This window comes from Aliihoeflea sp. (assembly GCF_052435475.1).
In the GTDB taxonomy this organism is placed as follows: Bacteria; Pseudomonadota; Alphaproteobacteria; order Rhizobiales; family Rhizobiaceae; genus Aliihoeflea.
The window spans coordinates 1-12,908 of sequence record NZ_JBQVMV010000028.1; the positions used below are offsets into that span (position 1 = coordinate 1).

At 65.7% G+C, this 12,908-nt stretch carries 15 protein-coding genes and 1 tRNA gene; 9 read left to right on the forward strand and 7 right to left on the reverse strand.

Features of this window, described 5'->3' with window-relative positions; all coding sequences use genetic code 11:
- Both ACT6QU_RS18665 and ACT6QU_RS18670 read right to left on the reverse strand, forming a co-directional pair.
- Positions 1-437: hypothetical protein (locus tag ACT6QU_RS18665; protein WP_444837013.1), on the reverse strand; the 437-nt coding region annotated here is incomplete at its 3' end.
- Between the two features lie 85 nt (positions 438-522).
- Positions 523-612: transfer RNA gene (locus ACT6QU_RS18670), tRNA-Ser, on the reverse strand.
- Positions 613-836: 224 nt separating this feature from the next.
- Here ACT6QU_RS18670 and ACT6QU_RS18675 point away from each other — a divergent pair.
- The 4 genes from ACT6QU_RS18675 (at position 837) to ACT6QU_RS18690 (ending at position 4,393) form a co-directional block, all read left to right on the forward strand.
- The gene (locus ACT6QU_RS18675) at positions 837-1,157 is read left to right on the forward strand and encodes a hypothetical protein (protein ID WP_444565932.1); all 321 of its coding nucleotides are present in this window, start codon (positions 837-839) and stop codon (positions 1,155-1,157) included.
- Between the two features lie 29 nt (positions 1,158-1,186).
- Positions 1,187-1,861 (forward strand): peptide-methionine (S)-S-oxide reductase MsrA, encoded by a 675-nt coding sequence (msrA, locus tag ACT6QU_RS18680; RefSeq protein WP_444565931.1) that lies wholly within the window; start codon positions 1,187-1,189, stop codon positions 1,859-1,861.
- Positions 1,862-2,057: 196 nt separating this feature from the next.
- Entirely contained in the window at positions 2,058-3,053 is a 996-nt protein-coding gene (locus ACT6QU_RS18685) for a BMP family lipoprotein (protein ID WP_444565930.1), read from the forward strand.
- Positions 3,054-3,211: 158 nt separating this feature from the next.
- Complete coding sequence (locus ACT6QU_RS18690) at positions 3,212-4,393, forward strand: MFS transporter (protein WP_444565929.1); 1,182 nt, start codon at positions 3,212-3,214, stop codon at positions 4,391-4,393.
- Here ACT6QU_RS18690 and ACT6QU_RS18695 read toward each other — a convergent pair.
- Together ACT6QU_RS18695 and ACT6QU_RS18700 are read right to left on the reverse strand one after the other, a co-directional pair.
- On the reverse strand, positions 4,362-5,129 hold the full coding sequence (locus ACT6QU_RS18695) for an anti-sigma factor (RefSeq protein ID WP_444565928.1): 768 nt from the start codon (positions 5,127-5,129) through the stop codon (positions 4,362-4,364). The two genes, ACT6QU_RS18690 and ACT6QU_RS18695, sit on opposite strands and share 32 nt — an antisense overlap.
- On the reverse strand, positions 5,126-5,671 hold the full coding sequence (locus ACT6QU_RS18700) for a sigma-70 family RNA polymerase sigma factor (RefSeq protein ID WP_024586806.1): 546 nt from the start codon (positions 5,669-5,671) through the stop codon (positions 5,126-5,128). The genes ACT6QU_RS18695 and ACT6QU_RS18700 overlap by 4 nt, the downstream gene beginning before the upstream one ends.
- A 212-nt stretch (positions 5,672-5,883) precedes the next feature.
- Between ACT6QU_RS18700 and ACT6QU_RS18705 the strand changes: the two genes are divergently transcribed.
- A complete protein-coding gene (locus tag ACT6QU_RS18705; RefSeq protein WP_444565927.1) occupies positions 5,884-6,675 on the forward strand; it encodes a DUF4394 domain-containing protein in 792 nt (263 codons plus the stop codon).
- Between the two features lie 143 nt (positions 6,676-6,818).
- On the opposite strand, the gene ACT6QU_RS18710 is transcribed toward ACT6QU_RS18705, so the two are convergent.
- From ACT6QU_RS18710 to ACT6QU_RS18720, 3 genes are all read right to left on the reverse strand, one after another.
- A complete protein-coding gene (locus ACT6QU_RS18710) occupies positions 6,819-7,022 on the reverse strand; it encodes a SlyX family protein (RefSeq protein ID WP_444565926.1) in 204 nt (67 codons plus the stop codon).
- Positions 7,019-7,387, reverse strand: coding sequence for an acyl-CoA thioesterase (locus ACT6QU_RS18715; RefSeq protein ID WP_444565934.1), 369 nt, complete (start codon positions 7,385-7,387; stop codon positions 7,019-7,021). The genes ACT6QU_RS18710 and ACT6QU_RS18715 overlap by 4 nt, the downstream gene beginning before the upstream one ends.
- A 243-nt stretch (positions 7,388-7,630) precedes the next feature.
- Positions 7,631-8,632, reverse strand: coding sequence for a DctP family TRAP transporter solute-binding subunit (locus ACT6QU_RS18720; protein ID WP_444563453.1), 1,002 nt, complete (start codon positions 8,630-8,632; stop codon positions 7,631-7,633).
- 224 nt (positions 8,633-8,856) lie between these two features.
- Between ACT6QU_RS18720 and ACT6QU_RS18725 the strand changes: the two genes are divergently transcribed.
- From ACT6QU_RS18725 to ACT6QU_RS18740, 4 genes are read left to right on the forward strand one after another with little or no spacing between them, the layout of a single operon-like run.
- The gene (locus ACT6QU_RS18725) at positions 8,857-9,672 is read left to right on the forward strand and encodes an IclR family transcriptional regulator (protein WP_444563452.1); all 816 of its coding nucleotides are present in this window, start codon (positions 8,857-8,859) and stop codon (positions 9,670-9,672) included.
- Positions 9,673-9,689: 17 nt separating this feature from the next.
- Positions 9,690-11,288, forward strand: coding sequence for an acyl-CoA synthetase (locus ACT6QU_RS18730; protein ID WP_444563451.1), 1,599 nt, complete (start codon positions 9,690-9,692; stop codon positions 11,286-11,288).
- A complete protein-coding gene (locus ACT6QU_RS18735; RefSeq protein WP_444563450.1) occupies positions 11,288-12,019 on the forward strand; it encodes an SDR family NAD(P)-dependent oxidoreductase in 732 nt (243 codons plus the stop codon). The genes ACT6QU_RS18730 and ACT6QU_RS18735 overlap by 1 nt, the downstream gene beginning before the upstream one ends.
- The gene (locus ACT6QU_RS18740; protein ID WP_444563449.1) at positions 12,020-12,826 is read left to right on the forward strand and encodes a DUF296 domain-containing protein; all 807 of its coding nucleotides are present in this window, start codon (positions 12,020-12,022) and stop codon (positions 12,824-12,826) included. It begins immediately after the preceding gene.
- The last annotated feature ends 82 nt before the right edge of the window (positions 12,827-12,908 follow it).

The following is a 12,908-nucleotide window of genomic DNA, read 5'->3' on the forward strand; positions in this document are numbered from 1 at the left end:
AAGGCTCCGGCAATCTGCGCTACCGGATTGTCGCCTGGAAACAGGAGATCAGGTTCGAAGTGGGGGTCGCCAATCCGAGCGAGATAATCTTGGTGGGACTCGCGATCTGGATCGAAGGGCGCTTCGGAATCGGCACCACTCATACTTTGCACCCTTGCCAATTTGTCGAACTCGACCCGCGCGATCGACGCCAGCCGATCGGCGAACATGCGGGCGCGCTGTTTGGGTATCGGTCCCAGACTGATCCGGACAGGTCGCGATCCGCGGCCGCCGCCGATCTCCTTGGGCAGCTTAATCTGAAAAAGGTAACTCCTTCCAGACTGGACGAGATAGGGCCCCGCGCCGCGGCGCGTGACGGCCTTCTGCGAGGCGACTTCGCGCGCGTCATTTTGCGATACCCGCGACGATACCCCGTGCGATACCCGATTTTCTTCCATCGTGCCGAACCCTTCGAATGGGGTCGGATCAGGCAGAAAAAGCGACGAAAAAGCTGTTATTCAGGTTGATTTCTGAGAAATCAAATGGCGGAGAGAGAGGGATTCGAACCCTCGAGACGGTTTCCCGCCTACACACTTTCCAGGCGTGCGCCTTCGACCACTCGGCCACCTCTCCGGCGTGTCGCGGCGAGCATCTCGCGCGGCACGGCGCTGATCTAGTCGATTGCAGCGGGCTTGTGAAGTCCTTCGCGCCGGGAAAGAGGATGGAACGGACATTTCGTCGGCACAGTGCGCCGGTGACGGGAATTGTGGCCTGTCGCATTGCGTCGGACGACGGCTTGGCCTAGCTGCAGATGAGGGTCGCTTCGCCGGCCACGTCATGCATGATAAGGGTGGCGCATGGGTTTCCTGCTTCGTCTCGTCTCTTCGTTCTTTCTGGCGCTCGGCGTCATCGTCGCCGTCATCGACGCCGCCCGCTCGATCGCGGCGGCGGCGCCGCTGGCGACGCCGCTCGTCGATGCGGCGCGGTCCGCGGGGCTCGACCTGGAAGCGATGCTGGCGGGTATCGCGCCGGCAGGAGCGTTTGCCGACGCCTGGACGTCGATCACAGTCGCGATACTGTCGGCCCCCGCCATCTTGGTTTTCGCCGGCCTCGCCCTCATATTCTACGCCTTAGGCTACCGGCGCCGACGCGATCCGCGCGGTGCCCTGCACGCATGAGCGGAAGACCGCTCGAAGGAGTGAATACGATGTTCTTTCTGGGCGACGTCCTCAACAAGAAGCTGAAACTGCCGAGCGCGTCCGAGGCGCTGCCTGGTCGCGCGAACGCGATCCCGACCGCGGCCAGCCATTATGTTTCCGGCATCGCGCAGAAGTCCGAGGCGCCGGACGGATTCGAGACGGTCTATTTCGGCATGGGCTGCTTCTGGGGCGCCGAGCGCCTGTTCTGGCAGACGCCGGGCGTCTGGTTGACGGCGGTCGGCTATGCCGGCGGCATCACGCCCAACCCCACCTACCAGGAAACCTGCACCGGGCTGACCGGGCATGCCGAAGTGGTCAAGGTGATCTACGATCCGAAGCAGGTATCGCTCGGCGAGCTGCTGCGCATCTTCTGGGAAAGCCACGATCCGACGCAGGGCATGCGCCAGGGCAACGATGTCGGCACCACCTACCGTTCGACGATCTACACCACGACCGAGGCCCAGTTGCAGGCGGCCGAGGCTTCTAAGGCGGAATACGAGCGCGCCTTGAAGGCGAAGGGGCTCGGCCGCGTGACGACGGAGATCATGGCGGCGCCGGTCTTCTATTATGCCGAGGAAGACCACCAGCAATATCTGGCCAAGAACCCCTATGGCTATTGCGGGCTGAAGGGGACCGGCGTGGCCTGCCAGGTTCCGGCAGGCGCGGCCGCCGCGGCAGGTTGAACCGGACGGCCCCGCTTTTCGCCTCGGGGCACGGAAGCACTCATCCTGTTATCCAAAAGGTCAAAAATTCCGCGTGAATTTTGTCCGCCTGCATGCAAGAGTGATGCCCGAGCGGGGGATACCCCGCCGATCCGGCGCGCGGGGTCACCCGTCGCGCCGGCACCAGGCAAAAACAACCGACAGGGTGTGGATCACGATGAAGCGTATGGTTCTTGGCCTTCTGGCCGCAACAGCATTGACCGTTCCGGCCTTTGCCCAGGACGAAATCAGCCCCGGCCTTCTCTTCGATCTCGGCGGCAAGTTCGACAAGTCCTTCAATGAAGCCTCGTTCGGCGGTGCCGAGCAGTTCAAGGAAGAGACCGGAACCGAATATGTCGAGTTCGAGATCTCGAACGAGGCCCAGCGCGAGCAGGCGCTGCGCCGCTTCGCCGAGGACGGCCGCAACCCGATCGTGATGGCCGGCTTCAACTGGTCCGCCGCGCTCGAAGTGGTCGCCGAGGAATATCCCGAGACCGACTTCGCCATCATCGACATGGTCGTCGACAAGCCGAACGTCCGTTCGATCGTCTTCAAGGAGCAGGAGGGGTCCTACCTCGTCGGCATCCTCGCCGGCATGGCGTCCGAATCCGGCACGGTCGGCTTCGTCGGCGGCATGCAGGTTCCGCTGATAGGCAAGTTCGAATGCGGCTATGTCGGCGGCGTCAAGGCGGCCAATCCGGACGCGAACGTCATCCGCAACTACACCGGCGACACCCCGGCCGCCTGGAACGATCCGACCCGTGGTGGCGAGATCACCCGCAACCAGGTCGACCAGGGCGCGGACGTCGTCTATCACGCGGCCGGCGGCACGGGCGTGGGCGTTCTGCAGGCTGCGGCGGATGCCGACATTCTCGGCATCGGCGTCGATTCCAACCAGAACGGCATGCATCCCGGCTCTGTCCTGACCTCGATGATCAAGCGCGTCGACGTCGCCGTCTACAACGCCTTCATGGACGCCAAGAACGGATCGTTCGACTACGGCATCCAGAATCTCGGCCTCGCCGAGGATGGCGTCGGCTATGCCGTCGACGAGAACAACGAGGAACTGATCACGGACGAGATGGAAGCGGCGGTCGAAAAGGCCAAGGCAGACATCATTTCCGGCGCGGTCGAAGTCCACGACTTCATGTCCGACAACGCCTGCCCCTACTGATCTGGTACGGCTAATCGTTGAAGACCGCCGGGCTCACAGCCCGGCGGTTTTCGTTTGCGGGGTGTCAGGTTGGCCCATGCGAATAGCACCCTTGGAAAGCGACAAGCGCGGCTTGCCCCGATAGGTAAGCCGCGAAAACACCCGCCGGAGCCCGGTCCTTGCAAAGCCTGCCCGACAGACCCCTGCGCATTGCCGCCATCGTCCTGCTCCTGGCGACGGGCGTCTTCACCGGCGCTCAGCTTGCCAAGACCGCGCCGCTGATCGGCTGGTATGTCGAGACGATCGGCATGACGCTGGTCGAGGCCGGCTGGGTGACGGCGCTGATCGGCATCTTCGTCGCGCTCGCGGCGCTGCCGGCCGGTTTCGCCATCGCCCGCATGGGGCCGCAGCGCGCCTTCGTCGTCGCCTCCGCGATCATCGTTCCGGGCGGGCTGATCCTGGCCGCGACGACGTCGCCGGGCCTGATCTTCGCCGCGCGCATGATCGAGGGGCTCGGCTATGTCGTCCTGTGCGTCGGCCTGCCATCGCTCCTGACGGCGATCTCGCCGCCGACCTGGCGCGGGCCGGTACTGGCGATCTGGAGCGGCTTCGTGCCGCTCGGTTATGCCTCGTCCGACGTGCTGGCGGGCCTGATCGCTCCGGCCTTCGGCGCGCAAACCTATCTGCTTGTCGTCATCCTGCTCTTCGCCGCGCTGGCGCTCGCCTCGAACGTCGTCCTGCGCTGGCTGACGGGCGTGCCGGCGGATGCTGCGCCTGTGCCTGCGGGCGCATCGGGCGTCTTCAGCGTCAGCATCGTGCTCGTCGCGCTCGCCTTCGGCGCCTTCGTGCTCCAGTCGGTGGCGCTCTTCACCTTCATGCCGACCTTCGCATCCGTTCCCGGCGCGCTTCTTTTCGCGCCCGCGCTGGTGGCTCTCTCAACGCCCATCGGCAATGCGCTCGCAGGCGTCCTCGTCGCCGGGCGCACGGCACGCTTCATGATGGTGCTGGGGATTGCCGCCTTCGGCGTGACCGCCGCCGCCGCCTACTTCGCCTTCGTGTCGGGAGGCGCGTTCGCGGCAAGCTGGGGGGCGGTGACGATGGCGGTGGCGAGCGGCGTCGTCGCCTCGGTTCTGTTCGCGGCGATCCCGTTCCTGGTCGCGCGGCCGCAGGCGGTTCCCGCCGCCATCGGCCTCGTCAGCCAGGCGGGCGGACTTGCGACGCTGGCAAGCCCGCCGCTTGCCGCCTTCATCATCGAGCGCGCCGGCTGGACCGGCTATGGCTGGTTCCTGGCGCTCACCGGCCTGGCCGGCGGGGCGATCCTGCTGCCGCTCATCGCGGCGGGGAGACGGCGAGCCCCTTGACGAGGATCGGCCCGAGCGGCCGGCCGGCCGAGGATCGCGGCGCATCCTCGAGCGTGATCTCGTAGAGCTGGTCGGGCCGCGGCGCGGGCAGGTCGGGGCCGGACAGCACCGCCTCGCGCGACGACGCCATCGTCCCGAGCGAGACCGGCCCGACATCGGCGTCGAACAAGGTCCAGACTTCCAGCACCTTGCCGGCGGGCACTTCGAAATCCGTCAGCGGCAGGATGCGGACGCGGTCGTCGGCATAGGCTTCCACCAGCGCGCCGGGCACGTCCTGCTCGTTGAGGAGCACCACGACGACTTCGGGGTCCCGAGCCGTGACCGAGGCCTGGCCGATCACATAGCCGAGCGCGCAAGCCGCAAGCATGGTGGCGGCAAGCGCGGTGCCACGCGCGCCGCGGAAGAAACCGGACATCGGGCGCTTGAGGCCGAGCGCGCCGTGACGGTCGGGCGGCGTCAGCGGGACGCCTGCCACCGCCATGTCGGACTGGACGAGTTCGAGGCGGGTTTGCTGCGTGACACCGGCGATCTCGGCCGCGATGCGCGACCACAACCCTTCGGCGACGGGCTCCTGCGCGTGGCCGTCGAGCGCTTCGAGGCGCGAGGCGAAGGACCAGACGGCATCGCGGAACTCGGCGTCGATCGTCATGTCGCGCTCGGCGCGCGCGCGCTCGGTCTCGTCCATCAGGCCGAGCACATAGTCGCCGGCGCGCATGTTTCGCTCCTCGCGGCTCATGAAAGGCACTCCTTGAGCGAAGCGACGCCGCGCCTGATCCACGCCTTGACGGTCCCGACCGGCGCACCGAGATGGGCCGCGATCTCGCCGTGCGAGAAGCCGACCACATAGGCCATGACGATGGATCGCCTGCGCTCGGGCTCGAGTTGCGCAAGGCAGCGCTTGAGGTCTTCGGCCTCCGACAGGTCGGCATAGGCGGTATCCGCCTCCGCCGCGCGGTCGCCGAGCGTGGCGAGCTGGTCGGCATCGTGGAAGTCGAGCCTGCCGCCGTCGCGAATGATGTTGAGCGCCCGGTGGCGCACGATGGTCGTCATCCAGGCGCGCGCCGCGCCGCGTTCATGGTCGAAGAGCGCGGCCTTGCGCCAGATGGTGACGAAGGCCTCCTGCACAACTTCCTCGGCAAGTTCGCGACGACGCACGATGCGCTTGGCGATGGCGATCAGGCGGCCGGCTTCGAGATCGAAGATCGCGGCCAGCGCCGATCGATCCCCGCCCGCCACCCGGCGCATCAACGTGTCGCAATCTTCCATACGTGCATCCAATGCGAGAGCTCCCCGAGTCGTCTTTTCGCGCACTTTACACGCCAGGACGTGCGTTCCGATGCGGATGCGCGAAAAAAATTCGAGGCGCTGCATCCAGAGCGCCCGCCGGCGGGTAAGGACCTCGGAGGACCTGTGCGTCCCGGTGCGTATCGCCGGTGTGTCGCGCGCCTCTCCGAGAAACGTTTTTTGGAACGCCAACAGGAGAACCGTCAATGTCCATTCATCTCACCCGCATCGCCCTTGCCGCCAGCGTCGCCACCTTTGGCCTCGCATCCGCCGCGATTGCCGCGCCCGCCGTCGGTCTCGTCGGCGACAAGACGCTCGTCTGGTTTGATACCGATGCGCCCGAAGTATCGAACACGGTCGAGGTCGAGGGCGTCGACAGCCTGATCGGCATCGACGTGCGTCCCGCCGACAACATGCTCTACGGCGTCGCCGGCGACGGCACGATCGTCACCATCGACCTCGAAACCGGTGCTGCGACCGCTGGCGAAACCCTGTCCGAAATGCTGCCCGACGGCGTTGCCGGCATGGTGGACTTCAATCCGGTCGCCGACCGCATCCGCGTGATGGGTACCGACGGCACCAATCTGCGCGTCCACCCGGACACCGGTGAGACGACCGTCGACGGTTCGCTCAACTTCGAGGCCGGCGACGAGAACGCCGACGCGACGCCGAACGTCGTCGCCACCGCCTACACCAACTCGGTCGGCACCCCTGAGGCGACCGCGATGTACGACATCGACGCAGGTCTGGGTGCTCTTCTGCGCCAGACGGCACCGAATGACGGCACGCTGGCGACCCTCGGCGCGCTCGGCATCGAGGGCGCGGAAACCTTCGCGCTCGACATCCAGGCGACCGCCGAAGGCGAGAACACCGCCTGGCTCGTCGCCGGCAACGGCCTCTACACTGTCGACCTTGAAACCGGCGCGACCGAGATGGTTGCCGAGATCACCGGCGCCGAAGGCGATATCCGCGACATCGCGATCCTGCCCGCGATGTAATCGCCGGAAGCGATCAGATCGTTCTGTTCGGCGGACCGAGCAGAAGAGAAAGGCCGGGTTCGCCCGGCCTTTTTCGTCTAGAAGTGCCGCCACCTCCACCGCCTGCGGGGGAGGTGGCCCGAAGGGAGGGAGGGGGCGCTCCGCTAATAGTGCGGCGGCTTGGTGATCGGCACGTCCGGCGCCGACTGCTCTTCGAGCGCGAGGAACCGGTGCGTCAACGCGTCGAGCTTTTTCTGCATCCGTTCGATCACCTGCCACTGGCGCGCGACCTCCGCCGACAAATCTTCGATCGTCCGCTCCTGTTCGGCAGCGAGCGTTTCGAGCTGGACGATGCGGTCGACGGTCATGATGCGATGCTTTCGAGGAGGGTGCGCAAGGCCGGATCGAGCGGTGCAGGGCGGCGCGTTCCCGCATCGACATAGACATGGACGAAGAAGCCTTCGGCCGCGGCCTCGTCCTCATCGTTGCGGAACAGCCCGATCTCGTAGCGCACCGACGAATTGCCGAGCTTGGCGACGCGGATGCCGGCATGGATCGTGTCCGGAAAGGCCATTTCGGCGAAGTACCGACAGCCCGTCTCGACCACGAGCCCGATCTGCGCGCCCCTGTATATGTCGAGCACTTCGTTCTCGATCAGCCAGCCGTTCACGGCCGTGTCGAAGAGGGAGTAGTGCACCACATTGTTCATGTGGCCATAGGCGTCATTGTCCATCCAGCGCGTGGTGATGGTGCGGAACGTGCGATAGTCGGCGCGGGTGGAGCGGGTCAAAGTTGGACACCTCGATCCGCTGTTGCCCTACGGCGCCCCCCTCTGCCCTGCCGGGGCACGCCCCCCCGAGGGGGGCGATTAGGCGCGTCGACGGCACCGCGTGATCTCCCCCCATGCGGGGGAGATGCCCGGCAGGGCAGAGGGGGGCGCCATAAAGCGCCCAACCTGCCAGCCGGGTCTCAGCACTCAATTCGCCGAAATCGCATCCTGGAAGGTCTGCACCAGGTCCGTGCCGACCTTTTCGGCCCAGGTGTCGAATGCGGGCTTGGTCGCATCGCGGAAGGCCTGAAGTTCTTCGGCCGTCGGCTCGTAGACTTCCATGCCGTTCTCGCGCAGCGTGTCGAGGCCCTTGTCGGTGTCCTCGCGCGTGATCTGCTTCTGGTAGGCCATGGCCTCGGTGGCCGCCGTCTGCATCTTTTCCTGGGTTTCCGCGTCCCACGAATCCCAGAGCTGCTTGGAAACGCCGAGGAACACCGGGTCGTAGGAATATTTCCAGGTGGTCAGGTATTTCTGCACTTCATAGACGCGCTGCGGAATGATCACGGCGCCGACCGGGTTTTCCTGGCCGTCCACCACGCCTTGCTGAAGCGCGGTGAAGGTTTCCGTCCACTGCATCTGCTGCGGGTTGGCGCCCAGCGCGTTCATCACGTCGATATACATCGGACCCGCGACGCGCATCTTGAGGCCGGCCAGGTCTTCCGGCTTGGTGATCGGCTTCTTGCTGTTGGTCACTTCGCGAAAGCCGTTCTCGCCCCATGCCAGCACGACGATGTTGTGCTTGAGCATGATTTCCTTCATCGCGTCGCCCGGCGCGCCGTCGACCGTGGCGTCGACTTCCTCGTAGGACGAATAGAGATAGGGCAGCGAGAAGACCGCCATCTGCGGCTCTAGCGGCGTCACGTTGATGGCCGAGGTCATCACGAAATCGATGGCGCCGCGACCGACCATTTCGGCCTGGCGCATCTGGTCGCCGCCGGAAAGCTGGGCGTTCGGGAAGGTGCGCACGTCCATCTCGTCGCCAGTCGCCGCCTTGACGAGCTCGTTGAACTTTTCGGCGCCGCGATGCCAGGTCGTGGTGTCGCCGGTGTTGTGCGACAGGCGGAACGTTTCGGCCGAGGCGGCCGACATCATGGCGAGACCCGCCAGAACCGAGGTGAGCGCGGTCGCGCCCGTCTTCAGGAAGTTCATTGGTTTTCCTCCGTTAATTGGCCCACACCGTCGGGTTTCTCTCTCCCGCCGACAACATGGTCCACGATATGGACCGCAGCGTCCTGCCGCGAACGGTGTGACGATACGGATGCGGGGCCAGATTGCAAGGCGAAATTCGTTGCGACTTTACAGCCGGCAACGAGCTGACTACGCTGCCTATCCATGATGTGGACCGCGCTGATGCGGGACGGGAGGAGCATCGGGTGGATTTTGGCGGAGCCCAGAGCGTGGATCGGGCGCTAGGACTTCTGGCCCTGGTGGGGCGTCATGCCGGGCGCGGCGTCCCGCTGTCGACGCTCGTCGAGGAATCCGGGCTCAACAAACCGACCGCCCGCCGCCTGTTGCTGGCCCTGATGCGCGCCGGGTTCGTCGAGCAGGACGAGACGACGCGGCGCTATTATCTCGGCGCCGAATCCTATGTCCTCGGCTCGCTCGCCGCGCCGCGCTACGGCCTTCTGCAATTCGCCATGGACAGCGTCGTGCGCCTGTCGCGGCAGACGCAGGATTCCGCCTTCGTCTCGGTCCGCCGCGACCTCGTCTCGGTCTGCCTCCACCGCGAGGAAGGCACCTATCCGGTGCGTACCCATGCACTCCAGACCGGGTTCGAGCATCCGCTCGGCTGCGGCGCGGGCTCGCTCGCCATTCTGGCGGCGATGCCCGACGAGGAGATCGAAGCCGTGCTGGAAGCCAATGCGCCGGTGCTCGCGGCGAGCTACCCGCTCTATCCGCCCGAGCGCATTCGCGCCGATGTGGCCGAGACGCGCGCGCAGGGCTACGCCCTCAATCCCGGTCTGATCGTCGCCAATTCCTGGGGCGTCGGCGTCGCGATCCGCGATCCGTTCGGGCGGTCGGTCGGCGCGCTGTCCATCGCCGCGATCGACAGCCGCCTGCAAGGGCCCCGCCAGGCCGAGATCGGCGCGCTTCTAGCCGCCGAGGCCACCCGCGTCGAGCAGAAGCTGGCGCAGCGCCAATCCGTCTATTTCACGCCCGTGCCAGAGGCCGGGCGCAAAACCGCATGAGCCTTCAGGATTAACCGATGAAACCAGTCACCACCCGCGCGATGAACCTTGCGAATTTCCTCGCCCAGTCCGCCCGGCGCCATCCGGACGAGATCGGCTTCGTCTGGCGCGATGAGACATGGACCTGGGCGGCGATGCAGGCGCGCGTCGAGGCGTTCGCGCATGCGCTCGCCACCGAATTCGGCGTTCAGAAGGGCGACCGGGTGCTCGTCCAGTCGGCCAACAACAACCAGATGTTCGAATCCATGTTCGCCTGCTTTCGCATCGGCGCGGTGTGGGTCCCGACCAATTACCGCCAATCGCCAGACGAGGTTGCCTATCTGGCGAAGGCGAGCGGCGCGGTCGGCATGATCTGCGCCGCCCCATTCGCCGGCCACGCGCAGGCCGTGCGCGAGCAGGCGCCGGACGCGCGCTTCTTCATCGCCATCGGCGAGGCCGAATTCGGCGAGGATTACGACGCCATCGTCGCCCGCAACGAGGGCCGGACGGTCCCTATGACCGTCGTCGACCGCGACGATCCATGCTGGTTCTTCTTCACCTCCGGTACGACCGGACGTCCGAAGGCTGCGGTGCTGACGCATGGCCAGATGGGGTTCGTCGTCACCAATCATTTGTGCGACCTGATGCCCGGAACGACCCACGAGGACGCCTCGATCGTGGTCGCGCCGCTGTCGCACGGCGCCGGCGTTCACCAGCTCGCGCAGGTCGCGCATGGCGTAAAGACGGTGCTTTTGCCGACCGACAAGCTCGATGTTCCGACCGTCTGGCAACTGGTCGAAAAGTGGAAGGTGTCGAATGCCTTCACCGTGCCGACCATCCTGAAGCTGCTCGTCGAGGACCCGTCGGTCGACCGTTTCGATCATTCCTCGCTGCGCTACGTCATCTATGCCGGCGCGCCCATGTATCGGACCGACCAGGTCAACGCGCTGGAGAAGCTCGGTCCGGTCATCGTCCAGTATTTCGGCCTCGGCGAGGTCACCGGCAACATCACCGTCCTGCCGCCCGCCCACCATTCGGTGGACGATTCGCTGGCGCGGATCGGCTCGTGCGGCTTCGAGCGCACCGGCATCGAGGTCGAGATCCAGAACGATGCGGGCGAGGCGGTCGGCCTTGGCGAGACGGGCGAGATCTGCGTCGTCGGGCCGGCGGTCTTTGCCGGCTACTGGGACAATCCGGAGGCCAACGCCAAGTCGTTCCGCAATGGCTGGTTCCGCACCGGCGACCTCGGCCATATGGACGCGCACGGCTTCGTCTACCTCACCGGCCGCGCCTCGGACATGTACATTTCCGGCGGCTCCAACATCTATCCGCGCGAGATCGAGGAGAAGATCCTGACCCATCCGGAGATTTCCGAAACCGCCGTCCTCGGCGTGCCCGACCCGATGTGGGGCGAGATCGGCGTTGCCGTCTGCGTCGCCCGGCCCGGCGCGGACGCAAGGACCATCGACATGCGCGCCTTCCTCGAGCCGAAGATCGCGCGCTACAAGATGCCGAAGCTCATCGTCTTCTGGGACGAGATGCCGAAATCTGCCTATGGCAAGATCGCCAAGAAGATGATCCGCGAGGAACTCGAAAAGCGCGGCGACCTCGCCGCCCTCACGGCGAAGGCAAGCTGATGGCGGGCGCGGTCTTCATTACCGGCGGCGCGTCTGGCATCGGCCTCGACACCGCCGCGATCCTCGTCGAGCGCGGTATTCCCGTCTTTCTCTTCGACCTGAAGCAGGACGCTATCGACGCCGCCTGCGCGCAACTCGGCCCGAGCGCGGCAGGCCTTGCCGGAAACGTCGCCAATGAGGCGGACGTCGAAACGGCCTTCGCAAGCGCCGGTCCGCTGAACGGCGTCGTCAATTCGGCCGGAATCGGCATGGACAAGCCGGCCGTCGAAACGGAAGTCGCCGATTTTCGCCGCATCGTCGACGTCAATCTGACGGGCACCTTCATCGTCGCGCGCGCCGCCGCGCGGCAATGGATCGCGGCCGGAACGCCAGGGTCGATCGTCAACATCAGCTCGGTCTCCGGCCTCACCGGCAACAAGGGCCGCGTCGCCTACGGCTCATCGAAAGGCGCAGTCAACCTGATGACCATGATCATGGCGACCGAACTCGGCCGGCACGGTATCCGCGTCAACGCCATCGCGCCCGGTCCCATCGACACCCCGCTCGCCCGGTCGATCCATACCGACGACGTGCGTCGGCAATGGAATGAGCGCGTGCCGCAGGGCCGCTATGGCTCGCCGCGCGAAATCGCGCAGGCGGTGGCTTTTCTGCTTTCGGACGAGGCGAGCTACGTTAACGGGCAGGTGCTGGCCGTCGATGGCGGGTTCGTAAATGCGGGGCTGGCGGTCTGAATGCGCACGATGCGCCAGCCCGGACCTGTCGCGGCGGAGCGCGCTATTGCCGTTCCGTGCCGGATCGAGCCGGTGGAATTGCATCTGAAGGCCGGGCTGAAGGTCAATGACGAGATAGCCCAAGCTCATGGAATGCAAGGGTTTTCCGGTTATGTGGACCTGTCGGGCGTGCCGCTTGCGCCGCTCGATTACGTCATTCCCGGCGCCGCGCCGGATGCCGATCATGTCGCCTGGTATTCGCAGACCCATACGCTTCAAGCGGCGACCATCGAGCGGGCCGGTGCGATCGTCGGAATCCGCGATGGAGAGCCGTTTTTGCACTGTCACGGAGAGTGGGCGGGGCGCATGGGTCACCTTCTCCCACTCGACTGCATCGTTGCGTCGGACTGCGTCGTCACCGGCCTCAAAATGGACGGTGCGCGGTTCGAGGTCGGGGATAATTCCGAGACCAATTTCCGATTATTCGCGCCAAAGCGGTCTGAAACCACCTCCAAACCGGATGGTTTTGCGCTCGTTCTGCGCCCGAATGAGCCCGTTCTGGCTGCAATCGAGGCAGTTTGCGCCCGAAATTCGGTGGAACGAGCCCGAATTTTCGGGGTCGGAAGCACGGTCGGGGCCCTGTTCGAGGACGGCCCCGAGGTCGCGTCCTACGCGACCGAACTCCTCGTCACCGACGGCCGGTATCAGAATGGACGCTGCGAACTCGACGTCGCCATCGTCGGTCTCGACGGCGCGGTCAGCCATGGCCGGCTTGCCCGCGATGTCGGCGTTCTGATCACCTTCGAACTGGTGATCCAGCGCTTGTAGAAAATTCCGCAGGAACATTGACCGGCGCTTTGCGGTTTGTCCGTTGAAGCAGGCATGGCGCGTGTCAATCGGGCACGACGGT

Excerpts from the sequence above, each read along its gene's own strand:
- ACT6QU_RS18675 (WP_444565932.1), top strand. The coding sequence starts at position 837 with ATGGGTTTCCTGCTTCGTCTCGTCTCTTCGTTCTTTCTGGCGCTCGGC.
- ACT6QU_RS18710 (WP_444565926.1), bottom strand. The coding sequence starts at position 7,022 with ATGACCGTCGACCGCATCGTCCAGCTCGAAACGCTCGCTGCCGAACAG.
- ACT6QU_RS18695 (WP_444565928.1), bottom strand. The coding sequence starts at position 5,129 with ATGAGCCGCGAGGAGCGAAACATGCGCGCCGGCGACTATGTGCTCGGC.
- ACT6QU_RS18740 (WP_444563449.1), top strand. The coding sequence starts at position 12,020 with ATGCGCACGATGCGCCAGCCCGGACCTGTCGCGGCGGAGCGCGCTATT.
- ACT6QU_RS18685 (WP_444565930.1), top strand. The coding sequence starts at position 2,058 with ATGAAGCGTATGGTTCTTGGCCTTCTGGCCGCAACAGCATTGACCGTT.
- ACT6QU_RS18720 (WP_444563453.1), bottom strand. The coding sequence starts at position 8,632 with ATGAACTTCCTGAAGACGGGCGCGACCGCGCTCACCTCGGTTCTGGCG.
- msrA (WP_444565931.1), top strand. The coding sequence starts at position 1,187 with ATGTTCTTTCTGGGCGACGTCCTCAACAAGAAGCTGAAACTGCCGAGC.
- ACT6QU_RS18705 (WP_444565927.1), top strand. The coding sequence starts at position 5,884 with ATGTCCATTCATCTCACCCGCATCGCCCTTGCCGCCAGCGTCGCCACC.
- ACT6QU_RS18715 (WP_444565934.1), bottom strand. The coding sequence starts at position 7,387 with ATGGACAATGACGCCTATGGCCACATGAACAATGTGGTGCACTACTCC.
- ACT6QU_RS18730 (WP_444563451.1), top strand. The coding sequence starts at position 9,690 with ATGAAACCAGTCACCACCCGCGCGATGAACCTTGCGAATTTCCTCGCC.
- ACT6QU_RS18735 (WP_444563450.1), top strand. The coding sequence starts at position 11,288 with ATGGCGGGCGCGGTCTTCATTACCGGCGGCGCGTCTGGCATCGGCCTC.